Below are 26,427 nucleotides of genomic sequence, written 5' to 3'. Positions count from 1 at the left end.
CTGGCAATTTACGTTGATCTGATTCCCTTATATTCAAGGATAGTCATTATCTACAAAAACTGTAGCAGCAATCCCTGACTGTCTTAGTAAGCTGTTGTGCATTTGATTTGTGTAACTGGGATGGACAAGACGCTTTGCATAACTTGCCTTTAGTTAGACTATATAGTACAATTGTACTATATAGCAATGATAGGAAGACGATCAAGCTCAAGCAAGATATGTTGTTGCAGGAAAATAGCAAAGCCCTTTACAGAATAGGTTTGCCTTAACTTTCAAGATTATCTAACAAACTTTACAATCTGCTTAAATCTCTTGTCACAATAAGATTTATAATTAAAATATCAGTCATTCACCCCAAGGCTGAAGCCATCTGTTATATAATGCAGAATCCAGTGCATTTAACTTGGGGGAAGCTTTGCGTTTTCAGTTTAAAAAAAAGAAACTCGAAGCACTTTACACAGCAGAAAAAGATGCTCATAAATACCCAGGTGTGGTTGATGACTTTTTTGAAGTCATGGCGATTATTGATGCTGCTGTAGACGAGCGAGACTTATATGCTCAAAAAGGATTGAGATTTGAGAAGTTGTCAGGAAAACGAGGAAAACAAGGACAGCGTTCTCTACGTTTGAATAATCAGTGGCGTCTAATTGTGACAGTGGATGAGGATGAGCAGGGAAATTATCTCACAATAATCGATATCGAAGACTACCACTAACTTTCGTCAGCAGGGGAGACAACAATATGAGCCAGAAGCTAGCACCAGCAAGAGTACCAACACCAGGAAAAATTTTAAGTCGAGAATTAGAAGCCCGTGGCTGGACACAGAAAGATTTAGCAGAAATTATGGGGCGTCCAGTTCAAACCATCAATGAAATCATTCGGGGAAGCAAGCAAATTACACCTGAAACAGCTATCGAACTCTCTCAAGCCTTGGGTACTTCTCCAGAGTTCTGGACAAATCTTGAAGCAAAGTATCGGCTTCATCTAGTAGGAAAAGAAAAAAAAGAGCAAGATATAGCTCGTAAAAGTCGATTGTATACAATTGCTCCCATCTCTGAACTAATCAAAAATAAGTGGATTCAAGCAGCAGATTCAATTGATGACTTAGAACGGCAGGTATGTGATTTTTTCGGCATATCTTCTTTAGATGAAACACTCCAGCTAGATGTTAATTTTCGTTGTTCCGAGCATCGAGAGCCAGAGGAAACTTCTCGCATAGCTTGGGTAAAACAAGTTGAGAACCTAGCGAAACAACAAGCAGTTGCTAGTTTTGAACGCAAAAAACTTGAGACTGCTATCCCTGAAATTCTTGCTTGTGCGAAACAAGTAGAAAGTATTGTGCAGATTCCTAAATTGCTGGCAGATTTAGGTGTACATTTTATAATTGTGCCGCATTTAAGCAAAACCTACTTGGATGGTGCAGCCTTATATTTAAATGGTAATCCCGTTATCGCGTTGACATTGAGATATGACCGGATAGATTCATTCTGGTTCACCCTCATGCATGAGTTAGCACATATTGTTTTAGGACATCAAGGAGCTTATTTAGATAATTTGGATGCGTTAGAAGAGAATGATGAGGAAAGAGCAGCTAACGAAAAAGCCGCTGACTGGTTAATGAATCCTCAGACATTAAATGAATTTATTATTACTAGTAAAAAAGTCTTTTCTCGGAAAGCAATTGAAGAATTTGCTCACAATCAAAATAGACATCCAGGCATCATTCTTGGTCGCTTACATTATGACAAATTAGTTCCCCATAAAAATTTGAGACCATTACTCGTTAAAGTTAGCCCAATTTTAGGTTATTCTACAGATAATTTTTGCGATAGTAAGCTTGATATTCCGTAGACAGCAGAGGCTCCCACCAATCACGATGATTGAGATACCATTCAACTGTTAAACGTAAACCCTCCGCAATTGTTACTGAAGGCGTCCAACCAAGCTGAGTTTTAATTTTGTTCGCGTTAATTGCATATCTCCTGTCGTGTCCCTGTCTATCCTTAACAAAAGTAATCAATTGCTTGGCTGGATATACTGGTAAATCAGGTGCTAATTCATCCATCATTTGACACAAAAGTTGGACGAGGTTGATATTTTCTACCTCATTATTGCCACCAATATTGTATGTTTCTCCTGGTTGACCATGATTGATTACTACATCTAAAGCACGGCAATGATCGCCCACATAAAGCCAATCCCGGACATTTTTACCATCACCATAAACAGGTAATGGTTTCCCGATCAAAGTGTTGATACACATTAGGGGAATTAGTTTTTCAGGAAACTGATAAGGGCCGTAATTATTAGAGCAATTTGTGATAATGGTTGGAAGTTGATAAGTATGATAATAAGCACGGACTAAATGATCGCTACCTGCTTTGGAAGCTGAATAGGGACTATTGGGCGCGTAGGGTGTGGTTTCACAAAAAGCTGCGTCATCTGCGCCCAGGCTACCGTAAACTTCATCAGTAGAAACGTGCAGGAAACGATAATCAGATGGTTGTGCTTTCGCTTCCCAATGTTGCCGAAAAGCTTCTAGTAGGGTGAAAGTTCCCACCACATTAGTTTGCACAAAAGCCGCTGGGCCAAGAATCGAACGATCGACATGAGATTCAGCGGCAAAATGGGCGATGGTATCAATATTTTCTGTTGCTAATAGGTTGTCTATGATGGTGCGATCGCAAATATCCCCCTGCACAAACCGAAAATTCTCTTTTCCCTCAACCAGCGCCAAATTCAGACGATTCCCCGCGTATGTAAGGGCATCTAACACCACCACGCGATCGTCTGGATAAACCTGACACCAATGATGGACAAAATTCGCCCCAATAAACCCCGCACCCCCAGTAACTAATAACCGCCGATTCATTCAATTTCCTCTCTTCTTTCTGCGATCTGTGCGCTTCTACGGTAGCCTGCGGCAAGCCTCTACGCGTCTACGTTTCCATTACTTAAAATATTTCTTCCTCAACTTCCCATATATCTTCTGAGCAAGTAATTTCGCCATTCGTATTTTCGTCAAACTCTTAATATTAGATGGTTGCTGAATCTTGTGATCGAAAAACTCATTTAACTCATCCAGAATAACTTGGAAACGCTTAATAATATTTTCAGTCCGATGCTCAACCAAAAAATCTTCAGGTAAGCTAAGGGCTACTGAAGAATTAATTACCTTCAGAATACGTTGGACATCATACTCTTGAGAATATCCAGCAATTTTATAGCAATTAAATCCAGGGTCTAAGTAATCAGCTAGTCCACCGTTGACACTAGAAAATACTTGACAACCACAAGCAAGAGCTTCCATTGGTTGTAGACCAAATCCTTCACTAACGCCCTGTTGTGCCCAGTACTCAGCAGAATCATAGAGATAAACTTTAGCTCGGTTGAAGAGTCCGGGTAAATCCTCTACATAAGAGTCAACAACCAATACTTTACAACGTTTTTGCAACGCTGGAATCAATTCTTTAATTAAATATTCCGAAGACTTCCGAGCTTGAACTAAAACATCAATATCTCGTTCCAAACCTAAATTTTGAAACTCATCAGAAATTTGATTGGGCAAATAATAAATTAGAGAATTGGGTGATTTTTCTCCCCAGTATCCCATTGTATAGCGGCTAACAGTCATGATTGGAATACTTGCAGGTAGTCTAAATGAATAACCTGGACTATGTGCATGATAAACAACATTGTATTGCTTAAGTTTAGCCACGAGTTGAGGTATATCAAATCCCCAACTGATCGCAAAAATTACATCATTTAAATTTTTCTCTTTTAGCAAATCATCAATAAAAAGCTTATCTTTTTCCCGTTGACGGTAAGTTACAACTTCAGCGCTACAGAAATTCTGAGCTAGATTAAGTGCTTTTAACTCAGCCCAAAGACCACCACAGGCAAATTTGCTATCTGTACCGGGAAGTAAGAAGTAAAGTTTTCTCATAATTTTTGTATGGGAGTGAGAGTAGGAAGTGTGGGGAGATGGGGGAGACAATAGAGAAAATTTTATCTTGTCTCCTCATCTCTTCTTGCTCTCTTCATTCTTGCCAGCCCACTTTAACAAAATGTGCCTCACGCCCCCAAACGTCGCGTGTACGGGTAATATTTTCAATTGCTAGGTTAAAAGGAATGGCAGTTGTTAGGTAACGCTGTGCCATAGAACCTACATCAGGTGCGAGTTCCGCGGCTGTCGTCGCTGCTAATCCTAAACCTATAAGTTGCTCAATTGGTCGAAATGGTAGCAACAGATGCACACCGACAGCTAGTCCAGCCGTTAAGAGCATTGCTACTGATAAATTTGTGCCACAACGGGGATGTACGGCCAAATCCCATTCTCCACTGGTAATGCGATGTCGAGCAAGTGTGACTGCACGCCGCAAATCACTAATATTTACCTCACCATAGAGGTAGAATCCCTTCTCAGTAGATAAACCGCCTAATAGTTCATTATCTAGTTGAACGTTAGTAAATTCTGATGGGGCAGAATAGGCGCTTTTTGATTCGCTAAGAACCCAAACAGTAGCATGTTCTAAAGCATGAACCTGCCGCAGCATCAAAATTTCTTTCAATCCTGGAATAAACGATAACTGTCTGAGTAAGTCGGCATCTTGTGTGGGTTGCGGAAAGTCTAAAGATTGATTTTCTAGACTTGGAACCTTCTCAGATACAGGTATCGTAAAATCAAAGTTAAAAAATTCAAAGGGAGACGAGCTACCCTGAAAAGAAGCGGAAGTATTCATTGGAACACTACTCCCAAAGCCGATGGAGCAACATAGATTTCTTTCAAATGTAACGCTTGCACCACTGAATTGTTGCTAATTTTTGTAGATGATTGTTTAGTTAGGGCATGGGGTATAAGAGACAGAGGTGCAGAGGGGAAGAGGGGAAAGACTTACTGCAACTTCTCCTCTGCTCCCCTGCTCCCCTGCTCCTCTGCTCCTCCAGTCCCCAATCCCCAGTCAATTTGGAAAGGAATTCTGATCTTTGATAGTTTCCGAGTCCGAGGGTCAGCTGGCTCCACTAACATAAACTCCGGCTGAGTGATGGACTCGGAACTTTTGGTAGAGTGTTCACACTGAAAACTTAGGCGTAAAGAGGGGAACAATCAGTAAAACTCAAAATTGGCTTGTAATTTACTAGACCAAAGCAATTACGCTTCTACTAATAAATCGTTTATTCAATCTGGTTAGGTAGAGTACAGCAATTGACATCATTCAAACAGACTTTGCCCCACTGTAAAGCCCAGCGGACAAGGGCTACTCGATTATCTGTCTCAGTCTTCGTGAGAATATTACTGATATGGTTATCAACTGTACGCTTGCTAATCTCCAGTTTTCCTGCAATCTCTTGGTTAGTTAAGCCAGCGGCCACTAGGTCGATAATTTGCAGTTCTCTGTCTGACAGACTAACGGGGGTCTCAGACTTGCCACCAGCCATGACTATTTCTATCCTCCCTTGGTATATGTACTTAATCGCTCTTTCTAATTCTAGAAGATTCTTTTCTTGGTAGGGGTTTCAAGTGTTAGCAGTAATATGATTGTCAATATTTTCTTTGGATTTCAAGTTGGCGAAAATATAAACTATGCGAAACTTTATGTAATAAATATAGCTTATTTTGATAAATATATTGTCTAAGCACTTAGTTAAAATAAGCGAGTATGAGAAGCATATATATGCTATGGGAGTAGTAAAAATTGCTATTTAATTCTATGAAGGACTGGCGACAGATTAGCAAAAACTATTGTAGATTTTATACTGTAAAATCCTAATCCCAAATCGAAATCTAAAATTGAAAATGAGATGAGCAATCCCCGTGTTTTGTGCCTTGGTGAAATTTTATTTGATTGTTTAGCCGATCAATTAGGGCTAAAGCTGGAAGAAGTGAAATCTTGGACTCCTTACCCAGGAGGGGCACCTGCTAATGTCGCCTGTGCTTTAGTCAAGCTGGGAATGTCAGCGGGATTTATCGGAGCTGTTGGCGAAGATGAGCCAGGAAATGCACTGGTCAAGCTATTACAAGATGTAGGTGTAGAGACTACCGGAGTACAACGCCATCCCACAGCACCAACGCGGCAAGTTTATGTTACACGGGATCTGGCTGGCGATCGCACCTTTGCCGGATTTGGTGAGTACGATACCGCAGAATTTGCCGATACTCGCCTGCAAGCTAAACAATTGTCAGATTCGCTATTTCAACAGGCAGATTTTCTAGTTTTGGGTACTTTGGAATTAGCCTATCCTGAAAGTGAAGCGGCAATAAACCGCGCTCTAGAGTTAGCAGAACATTACGACTTAAAAATTGTACTGGATGTCAACTGGCGTCCTGTATTTTGGAAGGAGCCAAACATCGCCCATCAAAAAATTCCAGAATTAGTTAAGCGAGTCGATTTCCTCAAACTCTCCAAAGAAGAAGCTGAATGGCTATTTGAAACCGCAGATCCCGGAGCCATTACTTATCGTCTAGCTTCGATTGAGGGAGTACTAGTGACAGATGGGGAAAACGGCTGCACTTATTGTCTGGGTGAGAACGAAGGCAAATTACCCTCGTTTTCCATCCCTGTAGTTGATACAACTGGTGCAGGAGATAGCTTTTTGGCAGGATTCATCCATCAACTGAGTCAGTATGGTATCCACAGCTTGCGGGATGCAGAAACAGCAAAACGCATTGTTACTTATGCCAGTGCTGTTGGGGCACTGACTACTATTAAAGCAGGTGCGATCGCTTCTCAACCTACTGCTGCTGAAGTCGAAGCTTTTCTCGCCGCACATCAACTCTAGAAACTAGCATAAGTCACTGGGATATCAGCCTTTAGTGGCTGATACTCCCGACTAGAAAATGTAAGAAAATCTTCATGCCATTCTGCGTTCATATTAAACAATAAACGCAGTTGGAGAAGTTTTGATATTAGGTTAATGCACTCAATTTTTACTTTTAGAAGTTCTGAATTATCCTCAGTGTATAAGAGCAATGCACTCAGGTCAGATAGATTTTGAAATTCGTTAGCTAAATACAGCATAATTCAGAATGGGCTACGTCCCGCTGCGCTAACAGGAGTAAAACACTCTTTATACCTGGGTAACAGACGAATCGTTGTGTACCTCACTTTCCTTAAAATCTGCTGTATAACAGTTCACCCGTTTGTAATTGATTAATCCGTTCAGTTGCAAAAACAGGAAGGTGTCGCAGTCTATGCACAAAAAACATTAAATCTTTACACTTTTATTATCTGCATAAACAGTAATACTGATATCTATAAGTGAATAGAAAGTATAAGTGAATAAAAAGTTTAGATTAGCTTAAGAAATTGGTGAAGCATTATGAAAAACATCACAAAATGGCTTTTGGGCTTGGCGATTGTTCCTGCAAGTTTGGTATTAGCATCTAGTCATGTTAAAGCCAGTCAAATTGCTGGTGAATGGTTCTTTGGTCTCTGGGATTGTAATATTGACGGTAGACCAGCGAAAATGCAGTGGAAAGTAGTCGACGATCCACAAACTAGTTGTAACGGTGATGTTTGCTCTACTACTTCTGGTGTCCGTCTCGTCGGGCGGTTTAGTGATAACGGTAGTGCGTGGGTTCCTCTAGGAAAACGTTTTTCCAGCAGACAAAAACAGGATTTAGGTATTCGTTATTTAGGTGCAGAACAAGATAACTGGTATCTCAAATATAACAGTCGTACTAAAATAGCAGATGGTTGGACGACATGGCGGGGTAAGCGTTATCCACTACAATGTCGTAATCGCAGATAAACATTTGCTATGCAAAATATGTAAATAAGCGATCGCTAACTTTGAGTAAGTATCTAGGCATAAATAAATTTATTGTTTGTAGTAAGGACTTTAGTCCTGATAATCCTTGCTCTGAGCGATAAATCGCTCACTACAAACTAGGAGTTCATTTTATATTTAATTATGTCTACCTACTTAGTAAACACTCCAGCACCACATTTTTATTTAACTTGACAGGCTAATACTTTAGTTAGCCTGAGTTTGCTGCCATAGAGTATCAACAGTTACAAATTCATAACCTTGTTGTAGCAGTTGTGGAATGAGAATTTGAATTGTGGCAGCAACATCTTGTCCACCGCAAGCACCATCATGCAAAACAATTATTGAACCATTTTTCACCTGCTGCATAATTCGCTGTACCACAGTGGTGACACCTGGACATACCCAGTCTTCTGGGACAACGCTCCACATTACTGGGCGGTAATTCCACTGAGAAAAGAAATTTAAAGTAGCAGGCGTAAATAAACCATTGGGGGGGCGGACATCTCGCACTTGTTCAGGTTGCAGGTTGCAGGCTTTATAAATGGCAATTTGGGTTTTTTCTAAACTGTCCTTCAGGTCATTTGGGGAAAGCATGGGGAAAGAGCGATGATCGTAGCCATGCAATCCGATCCAGTGTCCGCGATCGCTAACGGCTTTAGCAATGGCTGGTGAACGGTTAACGCAAACACCCAACCAAAAAAAACTCGCTGTAATCTTGTAACGGTCTAACACTGCCAAAACTTCGGGTGTGTATTGAGGATGAGGCCCATCATCAAATGTGAGTGCGATCGCTTTAGTATCGGGATTTCCACCCCAAAGGCAGTTGGGAAAACTTGGCTGGAGAATGCGGTAGAAAATTGGGAAGAGGGGAGCTAGTTGCATTTTGCGTTTATCTGCTGCTGACAACTTTTTGTAGGTGTTGTTTACGAAACTGCGTAGGCGTAGCCCGTCGTAGACATCGCACCGCAATGCCTCAATATTCTAGCCAAATTGGATGCCTTGGCAGACGGTTGCCACAGGAGGGGCAAGGAAGTACAGGATATCTTTCAGCAGCTCTCATAAGAGTGAAATGATCTTGATTGATCTCATCTCCAAAATATGGATCGATAACCATAGGATTAGCTGTTTTACCTCGCCAATTACAAGAATTACAGGTTAACGTTTCCAAGTGGACTCTTTGGAAGTTTGATTCTATTTCAACAAAAATATATGGCATCCATTTCTTCTTCCTCATCGATAATTTTCCAAGTCCCAAGTGAAGCTCAGGGTATTTCTGAGTAAATTCAAGCGCTGACCAAAGCAAATCTAAAACAGCCAGTGGCATCTCATCAATGAAGGCGTTTAATCGCAAACTTTCCCAGTCTTCTTGGCTGGGGAATAAAATTTTTTGACCGTCAATACAAGTGTGTTTGATGCTGGGCTGATCTGAGTTCATGAGCTTGTGACATACTTTTATACCAAACCTCTCTCCCTTTTACCAAGAAGACGCGGAGAGTGGGGACGCTTTGTAACAAAATCTGTAACAGCAATACTATTTGAGCTAACACTCGTCTAAATTAATGAGAAATCTAGGGGTAATCCCGGAATTTATAGATTAATGTTGCTCAAAGATATACGAGATTATCAAATACTATTTCTCGGCTTGTTCCTAGTCTTGGGAATCGGTACACGAGATTGGACGCTGCGACCAGAGTTGATTGGGGTAGCGATCGCCACAAGTCTAGCAACTCAATGGATATTGTCATCATTAACAGGCAAAGAACAAGTAGCGAATCTTCGCAGTGCTTTAATTACCTCATTGGGACTGAGTTTACTGTTGCGGGCTGACCACTGGACGACAATGGCAATAGCCGCAGTTCTGGCGATTGTCAGCAAATTTATCTTCCAAGTCGGCGATAAGCATTTCTTCAATCCCGCCAATTTTGGCATCATATCTGCCTTGATTCTCACCCCCGATGCTTGGGTTTCGCCGGGACAATGGGGTGAAGAGTGGTGGTATGGGCTATTATTTCTCGGCACTGGCGGCATGATTTTGCAGCGCATTGGTCGCTGGGACACCACAGCAGCTTTTTTGGGTTCTTATTCTTTGCTGGAGGCCATTCGCAATTTCTGGCTGGGTTGGACTTGGGATGTTTACTGGCATCGATTGATGAGTGGATCTTTGCTGCTGTTCGCCCTATTTATGATTACCGATCCGCGATCGATTCCCAATTCCCGAATTGGGCGCGTAGTTTGGGCAGTTTGCATCGCCGGATTAACTTTTATCCTGCGAAATTATTTCTTTGTTTCCACAGCAGTTTTCTGGGCGCTGTTTGCCCTTGCACCGTTGAGCATCCTCCTAGATGTTTTCTGGTTAGCCCCAAGGTTTACTTGGCAAGAGAAAGATAAAGAAGCAGGGGTAGAACTCCTAACTCCTAACTCTTGTACAGACGCGATTCATCGCGTCTCTAGTCTCTAGCACTAAAAAAGTAGAGGTATAAAATGAAGTTTTTCCGACTTTTAACACCATTATTGTTAGCAATTGTAGCTGTTTTGTGCTTTGCACCCGCAGCTTGGGCATTTTGTGGATTTTATGTAGCCAAAGCTGATACAAAACTGTATAACAAGGCTTCTCAGGTGGTTATAGCGCGGGATGGCAATCGCACTATCATGACAATGGCAAACGATTTTCAAGGCGAAGTCAAAGATTTTGCAATGGTAGTACCAGTACCAACGGTGCTGCAAAAAGAGCAAGTTCGCGTTACTGAACCCAAGATTATCGAGCGGCTAGATGCTTTTAGTGCGCCGCGATTGGTTGAATATTTCGACCCAGATCCTTGTGCCCCAGTTTACGAAAGAGAGTTATCAGCAGCACCAGCGCCAGCAGCAGCAAGAAGTGAGGCGGGGAATGCAAGGGACGATGCTAGTTTGGGTGTGACAGTCGAAGCACGTTTTAACGTTGGCGAATACGACATTTTGATCCTCAGTGCGAAAGAATCTGGTGGATTGGAAACTTGGCTAAAACGCAATGGCTACAAAATCCCTAGAGGTGCGAAACAGTTACTTCAGCCTTATATTCGCTCCTCAATGAAATTCTTTGTTGCTAAAGTCAACTTGGATAAATTCGAGCAATCTGGTTACCAGTTTCTCCGTCCGTTACAAATTTCCTACCAATCGCCTAAATTCATGCTGCCAATTCGTTTAGGCATGATCAATGCTAAGACAGAGCAGGATTTAATTGTCTACATTCTCTCGCCCCAAGGACAAGCAGAAATCACTAACTATCGGACGGTAAAAATTCCCTCCGATGCGAACATTCCCTTATTTGTCAAAGATGAATTTGGTGAATTCTACAAATCCATGTTTCAAACTATCTACACCAAAGAAGACAGGAAAGTTGGTTTTTTAGAATACGCTTGGGATATGGGTAGTTGCGATCCTTGTTCTGCCGAACCCCTGACTCCAGAAGAACTCAAGCAAGCAGGTGTCTTTTGGCTAGATGATAATTCTACAAGTAATGTGCCAGTACCCCCCAGCTTTCGTCGTCCCTCTCCTAGAAGTAACGTCTTCATCTCTCGATTGCATGTTCGCTATACCCGCGACAAATTCCCTGAAGACTTGATATTTCAACAAACTGCCAACAGTGAGTCTTTTCAAGGACGCTATGTTTTGCAACATCCATTCCAAGGGGAACTCAAATGTCAGGCTGGTAGAGAATATAAGCGGTCTTTGCCCAAGCGTTTTGAACAAGAGGCGCAAACTCTAGCTAAACTAACCAACTGGAAAATCCAAGATATTCGCAAAAAAATGAACTTGAGCGTAGGTAATCTAAGATATTCTTGGTGGGAAAATATCCTATCCTGGCTGGGATTATAGTAAAGAGAGTGATTTTCAAAAAGATCCAGTATCTTGACGAAAGGTAATTCTTTCGGGTGTTGTTATACGCAATACTAAGATATTCTTGCTTTCTTCGCCAAGATTGTCATGGTTCAATTCGATGAACAGCTACGCCGCTTAGTTACAGAAGCCTGTGGACACCAACCTGGAAGCCCTCAGCGTCAGAAGCTGCTCACGCAAATTATTCGCTTGACAGCAAGTAGACTCTGGAGGGAAACTACTCCTTACTATCAAGACGCACTACAACAAACTTGGTTGTATTTCTGTCGCAATGTTTGTGAAGGTTTGACAGGTCAAATCTACGATCCCAATTATGGCAGTGTGATCACCTGGCTGAATGCTTACCTAAAACGGAGACTACAAGACTTTTACCTTAAGCAGAACCGAGAACAAGCCACAACAGTCCCTCTGAGAATTCGTCAGTCTACATCTGGTGGAACAAGTGAAACCATCGATCCTGTAGATAATCTACCGGCTACCCCCCAAGCACCTCCGATTTTGGAAGACTTAGAGATATGGGCGAAGACAGATTCGGATGGGGAACTGCGCGCTACTTACATTAAAGGGCGTCGAGATGTGAATTGTCAGGTGTTAATTCTTAAACGCTTACCCCCAGAAGTTAGCTGGAAAGATTTATCTGAGGAATTTGGGTTGTCAATTCCGACATTAAGCAGTTTTTATCAACGCCAATGTTTACCGCGTTTGCGTAAGTTTGCAGAATTGGAGGGATTATTATGATTGGTGCTGTAAGCGAATAGCTAGGGTTGAGCTAGTGCTGAGTCAGAAGTAGTACTGATGAATCTTCCCATTTTCAGCCGAGGTATTGACTCCTCGGAATTGATTTAATGTCTAGACCTAGTTAACTTTACTTTTTACTTGGTACTGTTTCGGTGGGTTTTTGGTTAAGGTTAGCGATCGCTTTTTAACTATAGCTAATCAAGTTTCACTGCGATCGCCATAAATAAGAAAATTAGACCTCTTGCAAAAATATATTTTTGCACTCTTAGGGAAAAGGGAAAAGGTTAAAGGGAAAGGATTTTGAGTTTTTTTCCCCTTTTCCCCTTCTCCTTTACCCCGACTTTTGCAAGAAGTCTATTGTGGAAGCTCAAAGATTGGTGAGAGATAGGAATGGTAACATTACCCTGGTAGCCTAATATTTCATCCTATGTGTTTCTGGTTCTCACCTACCTCTCGTTATGCTTATGGCTAAAACAACTAGGATTTTTGGCGCGAATTCTCTAAAGTTTAAAAGCAGGAGTAGAGAAACGGCAAGGACGCGCTGGTTCACCCCTCTAGCTCACTTTTTACGTTTGCCTTTGTACTTTCTGGTCGCTTTGCTATGCATTGTCGGTTCACCAGTGCTAGCAAAAGTTCCTAGCTCAATCAATTCTTTATCCCAACTGCCAATAAATAGTACAATATCGCTGGCTGTGCCCACTGATGCCGCCTCACTCCTACAGCAGGGCAAAGTTTTATATAGTAATGGCAACTTTGCCAAAGCTGTAGAAGTGTTACAACAGGCTGTCCAAATATATAAGCAGCAAGGGGAAAGCCTTGCACTAGCAGCCACATTGGGTAATCTTTCTTTAGCTTACCAGCAACTCGGTGCATGGAGTCAGGCGCAGCAGGCAATTACAGAAAGCTTAAATTTACTCCAAGAACCGGATAAAAACCAAAATCTGCAAATATTTGCCCAATCACTAGATATTCAAGGTCGTTTGCAATTGGCAATGGGAAAGTCCGAGGCGGCTTTGGCAACTTGGCAGCGGACAGAAGAAATTTATAAACAAGTAGATAATCAAAGTGGCGTGGTGCGATCGCTAATCAATCAAGCACAGGCGTGGCGCACCCAAGGATTTTACCCGCGAGCGTTCAAAACACTCGATCGAATAAGTAAGACGTTAAAATCTCAACCAGATTCTCTAGAAAAGACAGTGAGTTTGCGATCGCTCGGTGATGCCCTTTTGGTATTGGGCGATTTGAAAAAGTCACGCAAAGCCTTAGAAGAAAGTTTGATAATTGCTCAAAATCTCCAATCAAGCGCTGATATTGGGGCTAGTCTGTTCAGCTTGGGGAATAATGCCCGTAAACAAAACCAAAAGGAACAGGCGATCGCCTATTATCAAAAAACAGTCACAGTATCTCCCTCACCCCTCACAAAAGTTCAAGCACAACTCAATCACCTGGGACTACTGATTAAAGATAAAGAATGGGCAAAGGTTCAAACTATTTTGCCGTCAATTGAGTCCCACCTCAAGCAACTTCCCCTCAGCCGTGCGAGTATTTACGCTCAGGTTAACTTTTCACAAAGTTTAGCAAAAGTCAATAGTGGTGTATTACAAGCATCCAGGCATAGTTTTTACTCAGGATTAAGTACAAAAGACTCAGCAAAATTACTCGCTAGTGCCATTCAGCAATCCCGCAGTTTAGGAGACAAGCGGGCAGAGGCTTATGCTCTAAAGAGTTTAGGCGGCTTGTACGAAGAAACCAAACAGTGGTCAGAAGCCCAAGAGCTGACTCGGCAAGGATTAGCTTTGGCACAGAGTAGCAATGCACCAGAAATTACCTATGCCTTGGAGTGGCAGTTAGGTAGATTGCTTTGGGCACAAAAAAATGTTAGTGGTGCGATCGCCGCTTATGATGCTGCTGTAGACACTCTTGAGTCTCTCCGCAGAGATTTAGTAGTCAATAAAGATGTAGTGAACCAAGATGTGCAATTTGACTTCCGAGACAGTGTAGAACCCGTCTACCGCCAGTCAGTAGAGTTACTGCTGCAATCTCAAAAAGGAAAACCAAATGAAAAAATATTGGAGAAAGCACGCGAGCGGATTGAAGCACTCCAACTAGCCGAATTAGACGACTTCTTTCAGGAAGCTTGTCTGCAAGGTCAGAAAGTAGCCCTCGATCGAGTAGTAGAGAAAGATAATTCCAAGGCTGCCATCCTTTATCCAATTATTCTTCGTGACGAACTTCAGGTAATTGTCAAAATTCCTACACAATCTCTGCAAAGCTACAGTACCAAGATTTCCCAAGGAGAAGTAGAGAAACTCTTAATAGAACTGCGAAGAAATCTTGTCGATCCAACTGCTACTAAAATCGTCCAAACCCAATCGCAAGAAGTTTACAACTGGCTACTTAAACCCATTGAGTCACAACTGCAACAAAGTCGCGTCGATACATTAGTGTTCGTCCTAGATGGGCCATTACGCAATTTACCAATGGCAGCTCTCTACGATGGTAAACAATATTTAGTAGAGAAATATGCGATCGCCCTGAGCGTCGGTCTACAACTCCTCGACCCGAAACCGTTGGTAAAACAGCAGCTAAGAGCGCTAACCGCAGGACTAACTATGCCGCCGCCAGGATTTCCCAAGTTTGCACCATTGCTGGCGATCAAATCTGAATTTGACGGTATTGCGAAAGCAGGAGTTTCGACAACCAGCCTACTGGATGGAGATTTTAAGAAAAAGAATTTGGAAAGTGAAATTGGTGCTGCTTCATTTAACATAGTGCATTTGGCAACCCACGGTCAGTTTAGTTCCCGCCTTGAAGACACTTTTATTTTAGATTTCGATGGTCAGATCAATGTCAAAGATTTTGATACTCTTTTTCGCAGTCAGGGTAAAACCGTAGTAGAGTTACTAGTTTTGAGTGCTTGCCAGACAGCAACAGGAGATAGCCGTGCAGCACTCGGTCTAGCAGGAGCAGCTGTCCGAGCTGGGGCACGTAGTACCATCGCTTCCCTGTGGCAAATTGATGATGAATCAACAGCGATGTTTGTTAGTGCCTTCTATCGAGAACTCAAGAGTGGCAAAATCACCAAAGCCGAAGCAGTCCATCGTGCCCAACTACAACTGCTAAAACATCCCAACTACAGAGCGCCAAGCTTTTGGTCTGCCTATGTATTGATTGGCAATTGGTTGTAATTGAACGCTCAAATTGTCCGCTCAAAATTTGACAAACTATCTGCTAGTTGATAAGCCGCTTTTAGCAGCTTGAAGCTATCTTCATAGAAGTATAAATACTCAAAATCTCTATTTGCCAGATCATTTCAATATACAATCTTTTAATTTTATGGGATATTTTTACCTAATCCCCAGTCCCCAATTCTCTTTTTCCAGTATTCAGTTTTTTTTCCAGTGTTCAGTTTTGTGGCATAAATTTATTGAATGCGGGTGATATATACATAGCAGCATTGAACCCTAGAAATTGACTTATGAATAACTCCACCTATCAGCTAGATGATTTCGCTTTAACATTGCCGATTTCCCAAACAGCCCGCATAACTGCCCAGCAATTTGCTAACCAGCAACCAAATCTTGAAAAAGCAGAGCAAGTCCGGCTGAATACTTTAGCTGTATGGGTGGTGAATGACTACTTGCAGATGATGGATATTCCTACCGATCTTCAAGCTAGTGACAGTTGGAACCCCATCATGCGCCTTTGTGGGGATATCGCTGATTTAGAACTGCCCTCAATTGGCCGTCTGGAGTGTCGCCCTGTCCATCAGCATCAGCAAATGTGTTTTATTCCTCCAGAAACTTGGGAAGAACGGGTGGGTTATTTAATAGTTCAATTTGATGAATCGCTCGAAGAAGCAAGGCTGCTTGGTTTTATCCCGACTGTAGCAACTGAAACAGTTGCTTTAGCGCAACTGCAACCATTGGAAGCGTTTATTGACCACATCTGGGAACTGCGTCAATCCCCACTTAATTCATTAGTGAATTTGAGTCAATGGTTTGCTGGTATATTTGAGACTGGTTGGGAGACTATTGAATCGCTGTGGAACGTGCCGGAACTCAGGCCAACTTATGCCTTTCGCAGTGTTGAAACTTTGGAATTAGATACCCTCAAACAACCAGAATCAATTACTAAACGGGCAAAAGTGATTGATTTAGGTATCCAAATCCACAACCAACCTGTGATGTTGATTGTAGAAATCAGCCCCGAAAAAGATCAACAAACTAGTATTCATCTCCAATTGCACGCCACTGGAAATCAAATCTATTTGCCACCAGGAGTTCATCTCACTGTTATAGATAGTTCAGGAGCAGTATTTCTAGATGCTCAATCTAGAAAATTAGACAACTACATTCAGTTGCAGTTTCGTGGGGAACCTACAGAGCAATTTAGTGTTAGGGTATCCTTGGATAATACCAGTATTACCGAATATTTCCGAATTTGAAATATGTAGCTATCTTCCTTCTTTGTCGGTAATTTATTAAGTGATAATTCATTAATTGAAAATTAAAAATTAAAAATCCAAGCTAGCTTTTGGGGATTTTTTTTAAAATCTGTAGACGCTTGTGAAGCTTGCGATCGGACATTAGAACAGGGCACGATCTTGCATGGGGAAATAGCGACGGTTATGGGTAAATTAGTGGCGATCAAATTTGGAGAGGGTAGTTTTGAGCAGGGGTTTGCTGTCACCCTCCAAATTGGTGAAGAACACGAGCGTGCTACAACCGAAATCACCGGGAGGCTCCCTTCATTCCCGGAAATGCCGCTCTATTATAGTCATTGGCAGTCTAGTTATCGGCAGATAGGCAATCGTTATCGCCTCCATGCTGACAAAATGCAGGTGACAAATGTATCAATGGTGCAAGACTGCGAAAACGCTTCTCATATTTTGCGGGCACGCTTTAATACCTGGCTGCGAGCAGAGGAATTTCGCCCGTTGAGGGAAAAATGGTTAGAAAGATTATCCTCCAGCGACGAAGTACGGGTGATTCTGCAAACAGAAAATAGCCAATTGCAGCTATTACCTTGGCATCTTTGGGACTTGTTAGAACGCTATCCCAAAGCTGAAATTGCCCTTTCTTCACCATCTTACGATCGCATTCAAAAGCCACGCATTCCCAATCAATTAGTCAATATTTTGGCAATTGTGGGCAATAGTAAGGGGATTGACACCCAAGCCGATCGAGCTTTACTGCAACAGTGTAGTAACGCAGAGGTGAGCTTTTTGGTAGAACCACAACGTAAGGAATTGACTGACCATCTCTGGGGAAAAAACTGGGATATTCTTTTCTTTGCCGGACACAGTTCTAGCAACAAAAATGGAGAAAGTGGAAGAATTTACCTGAATAGAACAGATAGTCTTACCATTGGCGAGTTAAAGTACGCTCTCAAAAAAGCCATTGAAAATGGTTTGCAATTAGCTATATTCAACTCTTGTGATGGATTGGGATTGGCGCGAGAATTGGCTGATTTGCAAATTCCTCAAATAATTGTCATGCGCGAACCCGTCCCAGACCAGGTTGCGAAGGAATTCTTAAAGTATTTTCTCCAAGGCTTTGCCGGTGGCGAGTCTTTATATCAAGCGGTACGCCAAGCGCGGGAACGCTTGCAAGGACTTGAAGATAGATTTCCTTGTGCGACTTGGCTACCAGTAATTTGCCAAAATCCGGCGCAGATACCACCGACTTGGGATCAATTAAGGTCTACAAAATCTAAAGAGGAAGAGCAAGCAAGTTTACCTTTGTCTAACAGACGCAAATTTAAGAGAACTGTGTTATCCAGCTTGGCAGTTACAGCCTTGGTTTTTGGCGTGAGATTAGTGGGATTGCTAGAAAATCCAGAGATTCAAGCCTTTGACCTGATGATGCGATCGCGCCCTGCCGAAGGACTCGATCCGCGACTGTTGATTATTACAATTGACGATGAGGATTTAGCAATTCAAAGACAAAATGGCGAGTCCTTGATCGGAGCTTCTATTTCCGAAAAATCTCTCAATAAACTCTTAGCAAAACTGAATCAATACCAACCCCGCGCGATCGGCTTGGATATCTACCGTGATTTTCAGGCCAAAGAGCCAGATTTAATTACTCGTCTCCAGCAAACTCAGAACTTGGTTGGCGTATGCAAGGGGAGCGATCGCACAGGAAATATCAAAGGTATTAAGCCGCCACCAGAAATCCCTCCAGGAAATCTGGGATTCAGTGACTTTATTCACGATCCCGATGGAGTTATTCGTCGGCATCTTCTGTTCATGAATCAAGAGACGACATCATCGTGTTTTACTCCATATTCCTTTAGTTTACAACTAGCATCCCTTTATCTGCGCCCTTTAGGAATTCAAACAAAGTTCACCCCTGAAGGAAATTTGCAGTTGGGTAAGACTATTTTTCCAAATCTGAAGTCTCGTACTGGTGGCTATCAAAATATTGATGCTAATGGCGGTCAAATCTTACTCAACTATCGTTCTTCAAAAGAAATAGCCGAACAGGTAACGCTAACGCAATTTTTATCTAGTCCGGTTAACCCTAACGCCATCAAAAACCGGATTGTTTTGATTGGTGTGACTGCAAAGGGGGATTCTCCAGACACTTGGTCTACACCTTATGGCATTCCTTTAGACGAGCAAATGCCAGGAGTACTGGTACAAGCTCACATGGTCAGCCAGATTCTTGGTGCAGTTCAGGATGGGCGGCCGTTGCTGCGGGCTTGGTCATGGTGGGCTGAGGTCGCCTGGATTTGGATCTGGTCTTTGATTGGGGGAGTCCTGGCTTGGCGCAGACTTTCGTTACCCTGGTTGACATTGGCAATCGGTATTACTTCTAGCCTTTTGTATGTACTTTGCTTTGGTCTGTTCATTTCAGGTGCTTGGGTGCCTTTTGTACCGTCGGCTTTATCGTTGTTAGCTATGGGGGTTTTGATGTCAATTTATAGTAATTCAAAAACAAAAGTGCGGACGGGGAATGGGGAATAGGGGCAGGGAGCAGGGGCAGGGGAGCAGGGGAGCAAGGGAGCAAGGGAGCAAGGGAGCAGAGGAGAAGTAGCAGTAAGTCTGCCCCTCTGCCCCTCTGCCTCTTTTAAATGCCCAATCTAAAATCTAAAATCTAAAATCTAAAATCCTATGAGGTCAGGTTTCTATGAATTCAAATTCACAACCGATAAAACTGTTTTTAGTAGTAGCTCTTAGCTGTACAAGTTTATTAGCTAGTCTGACTCCAGTACTGGCGAAACCAACCCCTAATCGCTCTGATACTAAAACAATCCTTGCTCAAGCTAAAACCTTTAATCAACCTCCAATTCCAGCTGGCTCCCCTCCTGGAGGTCGCGTTCGTGGTGGAGCGAAGCGCGGGGAACCTGGATGTCCTACACCTAAAATTGACTTGACTGCTTTAGTGCCCTTTACTCAGGAAGCTAACTCTGTAATTAATGTCTGGGGACAAACAACAGTAGAACACCCAAGTTGGTTTTTCTATGTGCCATATACCAAAAATTCCCCATATACAGTTGAATTTGTGCTGCAAGACCAGGACGATAACGAAGTATACAAAAAAGCGATCGCTCTCCCAAATAAGCCAGGAGTCATCCGCGTTTCTTTGCCTAGCAATGCACCCGGTTTAGCAGTAGACACACAATACCGTTGGTTTTTCACCATTAACTGTGACAAGGAAAAGAATGCTCCCCCAAGTTTTGTTGAAGGGGTAATAAAACGAGTTAACCTGAGTCAACCAACAGTCAAAGAAATAGAAACGGCTGAACCTCTAAAACGCTATGTTATCTATGCGCAAAATGGGATATGGTACGAGGCACTGACGACGTTAGCTGAACTGCGTCAACAAAATCCTCAAGATGCAGCCCTGAAAGCAGAGTGGCAAAATTTGTTAGGCAGCATCCGCTTAGATGATGTTGCCGGAGAACCCGTTCTTCCAGGAACACCTTAAACGAGGAAAAAAGAATGCAAAAAATAGACAACTTGTAGAGACGCGATTCATCGCGTCTTTACGCAAGGATGTGTTGTAATCACTAATTGAATTGGTATAAGCAAAAATTGATGTAGAGACGTTGCAATACAACATCTCTACAGATGTGTTGTTTAGTTTGCAGCAGCACTTACTAAACCATTGTGCCTGAGCAAAGCGATCGTACTTGGTTCGCGACCCCGAAAAGTTTTAAACACCTCCATTGGATGCTTGCTACCACCGAGTGCTAGCACCGTATCCCGATAACGCCGACCTGTAGCTTTTATCGCTTCTTCATTTTCTAGCCCAGCTTCTTCAAAAGCAGCAAAAGCATCAGCACTAAGGACTTCAGCCCATTTATAACTGTAGTAGCCTGCTGCATAACCACCCTCAAAAATGTGCCCAAAAGAACACAACATTGAATCTTCTGGAAGTGGTGGTAAAACAGTAGTAGTCTTAGCTATGCGATGACGCACATCTGCTGGAGTTTCATTACTGCCAGAACGATAGCGGTAGTGTAGTTCCAAATCAATACTGCTAAGGTGAATTTGCCGTAACATACCAGTACCACTCATATAATTACGCGCCGCTAGCAGCTTTTGATAATAATGCTCTGGTAGGGCTTCTCCAGTTTCGTAATGTTTAGCCATACCAAACAAAGTGGGTCGCTCATAACACCAGTTTTCCATAAACTGACTGGGTAGTTCCACTGCATCCCATTCCACATTATTGATACCTGCGGCTCCCGCATAGTCAACCTTGGTGAGCATGTGGTGCAATCCATGACCAAACTCGTGGAACAAAGTCTCTACTTCATAGAAAGTCATTAAACTCGGCTTGCCATCTACTGGGGGAGTTTGGTTGCATATCAAATAAGCCACAGGCAAACGGATAGCAGTTGCACCATTTTCAGTTTTGGCACGATTAATGCATACATCCATCCAAGCACCGCCGCGTTTTTCTGCTGGACGGCTATAGGGGTCTAAGTAAAAGTAGGCTATGGGAGAACCAGTTTCATCGGCTATTTGGAAATAACGGACATCTTCATGCCATATTGGGGCTTTACCATCGGCAGGGGTTACTGTAACACCAAACAGCCGCTTAACAAGTCCAAACAAGCCATCTAGAACTTGGGGAAGGGGAAAGTAGGGACGCAATTCTTCAGCGGTAAAAGCAAATTTGGCTTCTCGTTGGCGTTCTGCCCAAAAGCTGATGTCCCAATGTTTTAAATCCTGATATTCTTCTCCATGTGATGCAGCAAAAGCTTGGAGTTCTTTTAAGTCTTTGACAGCAGCATCATAACTGGCCTGGCGTAGTTCTTCTAATAGTGCTTCGACTGCTTCAACATTAGGAGCCATTTTACTTGCAAGGCTCAACTCGGCAAAACTCTTAAAGCCAAGTATATCTGCGAGTTCTTGCCGTAACTCCAAAATACGCACAATTAACGGGTTATTATCTAAATCGCCACTAGAAGCGCGAGTGATATGAGCTTTGTAGAGCTGTTCACGCAAATCTCTACGGGTGCTGTGCTGCATGAAAGGGCCGTAACTGGGGAAGTCTAAAGTGATGCGCCAAGGGCCATTTTCTGGTGTGGCGTTCTCTTCTTTTGCGGCTCGTGCAGCTTGAGCGGCTAAACTCACCAAACTTGGTGGTAAACCGTCAATTTCCGCTTTTGTTGTCAGGGTTAAGCTAAAGGCTTTCGTGGCATCAAGTACATGGTTAGAGAATTTAGTAGAAAGTTCTGCCAACTCCATCTGAATGGCGTTGAAACGGTCTCTTACCTCTCCTTTTAAGCCAACACCAGAAAGTTCTGCATCTCGAATGGCGGCTTCCACAATGCGCTGTTGGGCTAATTCTAAAGTTGCCCAACTATCACTACTACGGAGTGCCTTAAAAGCATTGTAGATGGGTTGGCTTTGACCGAGTTTGTTGATAAATTGTACAACTAGTGGCTGTACGATTTCATGAGCTTCGCGCAGTTCTGGGCTATTTTTAACACCCATTAAATGATTTACCGTCCCCCAACTCCAGGTAAGCCGTTCCGTCAGCTTTTCTAAGGGTTCTACTAAACCACTCCAAGTAGGCTGTACATTAGCCTCTAAGGTGGCAAGTTGCTGGTGAAGTTCTGCTAGCAACTGATTGAAGGCGGGTACTACTCGTTCTGGTTTAATCTCTGTAAAGGTAGGTAAACCAGTGCCTTGGAGTAAGGGATTATCGGAAATAATGGTACTTGCACTCATGATTTTGTGTGAACTGCGAACGAAAAAAAATCAACAATGATTTTTATTTATATATCTTCTAATGTAACGATCGCTGTGCTATTTATTATTGCCATTGTGGCAAAAAGGTAAAAAAAACGATAATTCCTCACAAAAGTATCCCGATATGACTATTTTGTTTGGTGTTTGAACAATAGACTTCTTGCAAAAGTCGGGGTAAAGGGGAAGGGGAAAAGGGGAAAAAAACTCAAAATCCTTTCCCTTTAACCTTTTCCCTTTTCCCTAAGAGTGCAAAAATATATTTTTGCAAGAGGTCTAATATTGTCGGGGACTGGGAACTGAGCAGGAAATCCTCCCCTCTGCTCCCTTTGTTTACTCGGCAGTTTTAGAAATGTTAGGGAAAATCTCTAAGATAATATAAATGCACCCATCCTCTTAATCAGGTGGCTAATTATGACTAGCCTCTTACCCAATTCTCAATCAACAGAAGTTTTTTATCCAAGCTCGGATGGTGAACCTTTGGCAGAAAGTTATGCTCATCTATGTGCTTTACTGGCAACTTTAGAAGTATTGAGGCAATATTTGCTGGATCGGCAAGCAACGGTTTTGAGTAACCAGTTTCTCTATTATGCTCAGGGTTTTCCGAGGTTACGGGTAGCTCCTGATGTAATGGTGATTTTTAATGTCGCTCCTGGAGGACGGGATAATTACAAGATATGGGAAGAGGGACAAGTGCCTGTAGTAATCTTTGAAATGACCTCCGAGGGTACTAAAAACCAGGACACGGGCTTCAAGAAGACGCTCTATGAACAGTTAGGCGTAATAGAGTACTGGTTATTTGATCCTAAAGGAGAGTGGATTGAGGAGCAATTACAAGGCTATCGGCTCAGAGGTGAGGTGTATGAGCCAATTACAGATAGTCGATGTGAACCTTTGCAGCTGCGCTTGCAAATAGAGGGGCAACTGATTGGTTTTTATCGAGAAGACACTGGAGAAAAGTTGCTGATTCCAGAGGAGTTGGCAGAGGCGCTGAAACAGGAAAGATTGGCGAGGGAACAAGCAGAGTCACAGGTGGAAAGGTTGAAGGAACAACTGCGATCGCTTGGCGTTGACCCTGATACTATCTAAAATACATTTGCGATCGCATGTGGCGGGTGTTTCGCACTGTCACAAAAAGACACGATAATGTAATATGTCAAACAGGTGACTCGTCCGTCAGCATGGGCGTTACCTAAAAAGCGCAGTTTCAACCGAAGAATTCCACATTTTCAAGGCGTGGAAGCGTACAAATTAACTGAGCATCAGCGAGCTTCCTTACAAACCGCAAAGGAAGGCTCTATATTTCTATATTTATGATATTATTTGGCAACTCATCTTTTTACTCGTAAAATCGAAGACAAGATCAAGGTCAGTAGAAAAGAGTCCCTAAATTAATGAATACGTTAATCAGTCAGGGTGGAAGAGCTATCACTAAATTTCAGATGGTAGACCGGATAAACGATATAGCTTGGCAAGCTCACCAAGGAAGCGTTGCGGCGATTATTCAGCTATTGAACGAAAAGCTAGCCCAGTCGTGTGTAAGAACGAGAGCCATTTTTTCTGATGGTGTCTTACAAATTCTGTGCGAGGCAGCTAAAGTAGAGCAACTTGAGCAATCTCCCCTGGTAGAACAAATCCAGCAAATTCTTGAGTCTATCGCCCCACGTCACATTCGCCGTGTTAAAATTAACAGTCGAATTGTTCGAGAACAACAATTGCTGTGGTTAAAAGAAATAGATAGCGATCGCGAAAACCAATTGCTTTGGTCACAGGAAATTACATTAATTCAGCCAAATATTGTAAAGCAATTAATTAAAGATTTCACAGAAGCTCAAGCTGAACTAGGAAAACCAAATTATCCTAAAACTCAAGTCTCTCGCCCTTTAGTACTCATTAACAAAGAAAAATACAAAAATAAACCTAAAACAAAGATATTAGCAGCAGCTAGTTTATGTTCGCTGTTATTGCTTAGTTGGGTTGTTTATGCCCAGCTAGGTAATAAATTTAAAAACCTAATACAACCAGAAACTTCCAAATCTTTAACTACAGAAAATACTAACGATAGGAAAGCCCAAACACCATCTCGCACTCCTAACAATAGCTTTTCTGAGCCTTCTGACGATCCATTTCAAATATCTGTGCGAATTGCCAACCAAGCTTCTGCATCTGGTAAAACAGCTACAACCTCAACTCAGTGGTTAGAGATCGCTGCTAAATGGCAACGAGCTTCAGATTTAATGAGTACGGTACCAAAAACTCACAGCCGTTATCAAGAAGCTAAGATTCGTACTCAACTTTATAAAAAATACAGTGAAGCGGCACAGAAAGAATCAGGTAAGAGTAAATCTTAGTTTTTTCTGATTGGAAGACTTCGATTAGTGATTAGTATTCCAGCAGTAGGAAATGGATTATTTACTTTACTTCTCGCACTTCACCCAAGCGCGTAAAACGAATTTAAATGCGTCGCCACTTTTCTTGGGGAATGGGAGTAAATTCCCCACTTGATAATATTTAGTTGTACCACCGAATAGGCGCGAAAGGATTCTGGATAACACATATTTAATTTCTGGATATGTCTAATAACCCCTAACCCAAGCGTATTGCCAATCACTAGAAGTTTCAAGGCTGACGATCAACTCAAGTAAAATTTGGTACTCTTAAACTCGGAATCACTGTAATTACATCCGTGACCGAGATGAGTCGTCGAACAGCCCGCTCCTACGCTTTCTTGTCGATTGCAGCGGCAATCGTCACTATTGGCATAAAATTTGGCGCTTACCAGCTAACAGGGTCAGTAGGTTTGCTTTCAGATGCTATTGAATCAATTGTAAATCTCGTAGCTGCATTGGTTGCTTTATGGGCATTGACCTATGCTGAGAAACCAGCCGATGCCGAACACGCCTTTGGGCATTCTAAAGCCGAATACTTCTCTAGTGGTGCAGAAGGTGCGTTGATTATAGTAGCAGCCATTAGCATTGCTGTTGAAGCATGGGGACGCTTGTTGCATCCAGAACCGTTAACACAACTGGGATTAGGGTTGGCACTCTCCCTATTTGCAACCGCAATTAACGGCGTTGTTGCCTTTATCTTGCTACGGGCAGGACGACGGTTGCGTTCCATTACACTCAGGGCTGATGCTCACCATCTGTTTACCGATGTGGTGACTTCGGGTGGTGTGATAGTTGGAATCTTACTCGTCAAGCTAACAGGCACTCTCGTACTCGATCCAATTGTTGCCTTGATAGTAGCAGCAAATATTACTTGGACAGGATTTCGTTTGCTGCGGGAAACCAGTAGCGCTTTACTGGATGCAGCTTTGCCTAAAAAAGAAATTGACGTAATTAAGAGTATTCTTAACGAGTACAAACGTGAGGACATCCAGTTTCATGCCTTGCGAACCCGCACTGCTGGAACCCGTCGCTTTGTTTCCTTTCATGTTCTTGTGCCTGGATCTTGGACAGTGCAACAAGGGCATGATTTGTGCGAGGCAATTGAGCTTGCTATTCTTGGGGTGCTACCTTCAACTCACGTTACGACTCATTTAGAACCTGTAGAAGATCCAGTTTCTTGGGACGATTTGGAGTTAGAGCGTTCGAGCAATCAGCAAATGCAAGATATGAAATAATAGATTAATTGCTGGCGATCGCATCTCTATATAACAATACGGTTCAATTAAGCTCTACTGGCAAAAATTTTGGGTTTTCGAGACGCGATAAATCGCCGTCTCTACAAGTGTTTTGGTCTTATCTGAACTGTATTGCTCTATATAAACCAATACAGTTCAGTTAAGCATTTTTTTCCTCTCTCTGTTCCCTCTGTGCCTCTGC

21 protein-coding genes are annotated in these 26,427 nt (G+C 42.4%); 14 read left to right on the top strand and 7 right to left on the bottom strand.

The window, feature by feature from the left end; translation table 11 throughout:
* The first annotated feature begins 415 nt into the window (after positions 1-415).
* Positions 416-715 carry a type II toxin-antitoxin system RelE/ParE family toxin gene (locus ACM0OX_RS01630; protein WP_322671337.1) on the top strand — a complete coding sequence of 100 codons (300 nt, stop codon included), beginning with the start codon at positions 416-418 and terminating at the stop codon, positions 713-715.
* 26 nt (positions 716-741) lie between these two features.
* A complete protein-coding gene (locus ACM0OX_RS01625) occupies positions 742-1,851 on the top strand; it encodes a HigA family addiction module antitoxin (RefSeq protein ID WP_414512523.1) in 1,110 nt (369 codons plus the stop codon).
* Here the strand turns inward: ACM0OX_RS01625 and rfbB are convergent.
* The 4 genes from rfbB to ACM0OX_RS01605 all read right to left on the bottom strand — a co-directional run bounded on the left by rfbB (position 1,811) and on the right by ACM0OX_RS01605 (position 5,439).
* Positions 1,811-2,872, bottom strand: a complete 1,062-nt coding sequence (gene rfbB, locus ACM0OX_RS01620; protein WP_414512521.1) for a dTDP-glucose 4,6-dehydratase — start codon at positions 2,870-2,872, stop codon at positions 1,811-1,813. The two genes, ACM0OX_RS01625 and rfbB, sit on opposite strands and share 41 nt — an antisense overlap.
* Before the next feature lie 78 nt (positions 2,873-2,950).
* Positions 2,951-3,946, bottom strand: a complete 996-nt coding sequence (locus tag ACM0OX_RS01615) for a glycosyltransferase (RefSeq protein WP_414512519.1) — start codon at positions 3,944-3,946, stop codon at positions 2,951-2,953.
* A 94-nt stretch (positions 3,947-4,040) separates the two neighbouring features.
* Entirely contained in the window at positions 4,041-4,742 is a 702-nt protein-coding gene (locus ACM0OX_RS01610) for a DUF6391 domain-containing protein (RefSeq protein WP_414512517.1), read from the bottom strand.
* A gap of 433 nt (positions 4,743-5,175) precedes the next feature.
* Positions 5,176-5,439, bottom strand: a complete 264-nt coding sequence (locus tag ACM0OX_RS01605; RefSeq protein ID WP_099103136.1) for a helix-turn-helix domain-containing protein — start codon at positions 5,437-5,439, stop codon at positions 5,176-5,178.
* A gap of 363 nt (positions 5,440-5,802) precedes the next feature.
* Here ACM0OX_RS01605 and ACM0OX_RS01600 point away from each other — a divergent pair, with 363 nt between their 5' ends.
* Positions 5,803-6,780 carry a carbohydrate kinase family protein gene (locus ACM0OX_RS01600; protein WP_414512515.1) on the top strand — a complete coding sequence of 326 codons (978 nt, stop codon included), beginning with the start codon at positions 5,803-5,805 and terminating at the stop codon, positions 6,778-6,780.
* 540 nt (positions 6,781-7,320) lie between these two features.
* Positions 7,321-7,752, top strand: a complete 432-nt coding sequence (locus tag ACM0OX_RS01595; RefSeq protein WP_292816760.1) for a DUF6006 family protein — start codon at positions 7,321-7,323, stop codon at positions 7,750-7,752.
* Positions 7,753-7,977: 225 nt separating this feature from the next.
* Here the strand turns inward: ACM0OX_RS01595 and ACM0OX_RS01590 are convergent, their stop codons facing one another.
* Both ACM0OX_RS01590 and ACM0OX_RS01585 read right to left on the bottom strand, forming a co-directional pair.
* A complete protein-coding gene (locus tag ACM0OX_RS01590) occupies positions 7,978-8,655 on the bottom strand; it encodes a polysaccharide deacetylase family protein (protein ID WP_414512727.1) in 678 nt (225 codons plus the stop codon).
* Between the two features lie 91 nt (positions 8,656-8,746).
* Complete coding sequence (locus tag ACM0OX_RS01585; RefSeq protein ID WP_414512513.1) at positions 8,747-9,208, bottom strand: hypothetical protein; 462 nt, start codon at positions 9,206-9,208, stop codon at positions 8,747-8,749.
* A 162-nt stretch (positions 9,209-9,370) separates the two neighbouring features.
* On the opposite strand from ACM0OX_RS01585, the gene ACM0OX_RS01580 reads away from it, so the two are divergent.
* From ACM0OX_RS01580 to ACM0OX_RS01550, 7 genes are all read left to right on the top strand, one after another.
* Positions 9,371-10,231, top strand: coding sequence for an RnfABCDGE type electron transport complex subunit D (locus tag ACM0OX_RS01580; protein ID WP_414512511.1), 861 nt, complete (start codon positions 9,371-9,373; stop codon positions 10,229-10,231).
* A 23-nt stretch (positions 10,232-10,254) separates the two neighbouring features.
* On the top strand, positions 10,255-11,628 hold the full coding sequence (locus tag ACM0OX_RS01575) for a DUF2330 domain-containing protein (protein WP_414512509.1): 1,374 nt from the start codon (positions 10,255-10,257) through the stop codon (positions 11,626-11,628).
* Positions 11,629-11,736: 108 nt separating this feature from the next.
* On the top strand, positions 11,737-12,387 hold the full coding sequence (locus ACM0OX_RS01570; RefSeq protein WP_414512507.1) for a sigma-70 family RNA polymerase sigma factor: 651 nt from the start codon (positions 11,737-11,739) through the stop codon (positions 12,385-12,387).
* Positions 12,388-12,851: 464 nt separating this feature from the next.
* On the top strand, positions 12,852-15,575 hold the full coding sequence (locus tag ACM0OX_RS01565) for a CHAT domain-containing protein (protein WP_414512506.1): 2,724 nt from the start codon (positions 12,852-12,854) through the stop codon (positions 15,573-15,575).
* Between the two features lie 290 nt (positions 15,576-15,865).
* Positions 15,866-16,834 carry a DUF1822 family protein gene (locus ACM0OX_RS01560; RefSeq protein WP_414512504.1) on the top strand — a complete coding sequence of 323 codons (969 nt, stop codon included), beginning with the start codon at positions 15,866-15,868 and terminating at the stop codon, positions 16,832-16,834.
* 183 nt (positions 16,835-17,017) lie between these two features.
* Positions 17,018-19,360, top strand: coding sequence for a CHASE2 domain-containing protein (locus tag ACM0OX_RS01555; protein ID WP_414512502.1), 2,343 nt, complete (start codon positions 17,018-17,020; stop codon positions 19,358-19,360).
* 163 nt (positions 19,361-19,523) lie between these two features.
* Entirely contained in the window at positions 19,524-20,324 is an 801-nt protein-coding gene (locus ACM0OX_RS01550) for a DUF928 domain-containing protein (protein ID WP_414512500.1), read from the top strand.
* A 152-nt stretch (positions 20,325-20,476) separates the two neighbouring features.
* Here ACM0OX_RS01550 and ACM0OX_RS01545 read toward each other — a convergent pair whose 3' ends face one another.
* Positions 20,477-22,582 (bottom strand): M3 family metallopeptidase, encoded by a 2,106-nt coding sequence (locus ACM0OX_RS01545; RefSeq protein ID WP_414512498.1) that lies wholly within the window; start codon positions 22,580-22,582, stop codon positions 20,477-20,479.
* A gap of 432 nt (positions 22,583-23,014) precedes the next feature.
* On the opposite strand from ACM0OX_RS01545, the gene ACM0OX_RS01540 reads away from it, so the two are divergent.
* The 3 genes from ACM0OX_RS01540 (at position 23,015) to ACM0OX_RS01530 (ending at position 26,225) form a co-directional block, all read left to right on the top strand.
* Complete coding sequence (locus ACM0OX_RS01540) at positions 23,015-23,689, top strand: Uma2 family endonuclease (RefSeq protein WP_414512496.1); 675 nt, start codon at positions 23,015-23,017, stop codon at positions 23,687-23,689.
* A 305-nt stretch (positions 23,690-23,994) separates the two neighbouring features.
* Positions 23,995-24,951, top strand: a complete 957-nt coding sequence (locus ACM0OX_RS01535; RefSeq protein ID WP_414512495.1) for a hypothetical protein — start codon at positions 23,995-23,997, stop codon at positions 24,949-24,951.
* 344 nt (positions 24,952-25,295) lie between these two features.
* Positions 25,296-26,225, top strand: a complete 930-nt coding sequence (locus ACM0OX_RS01530; protein WP_414512493.1) for a cation diffusion facilitator family transporter — start codon at positions 25,296-25,298, stop codon at positions 26,223-26,225.
* Positions 26,226-26,427 lie beyond the last annotated feature (202 nt).

Origin of the sequence: Nostoc sp. PCC 9305, assembly GCF_963920915.1 — a bacterium.
Taxonomy (GTDB): Bacteria; Cyanobacteriota; Cyanobacteriia; order Cyanobacteriales; family Nostocaceae; genus Nostoc.
This window is presented reverse-complemented; position numbering and strand designations above follow the sequence as displayed.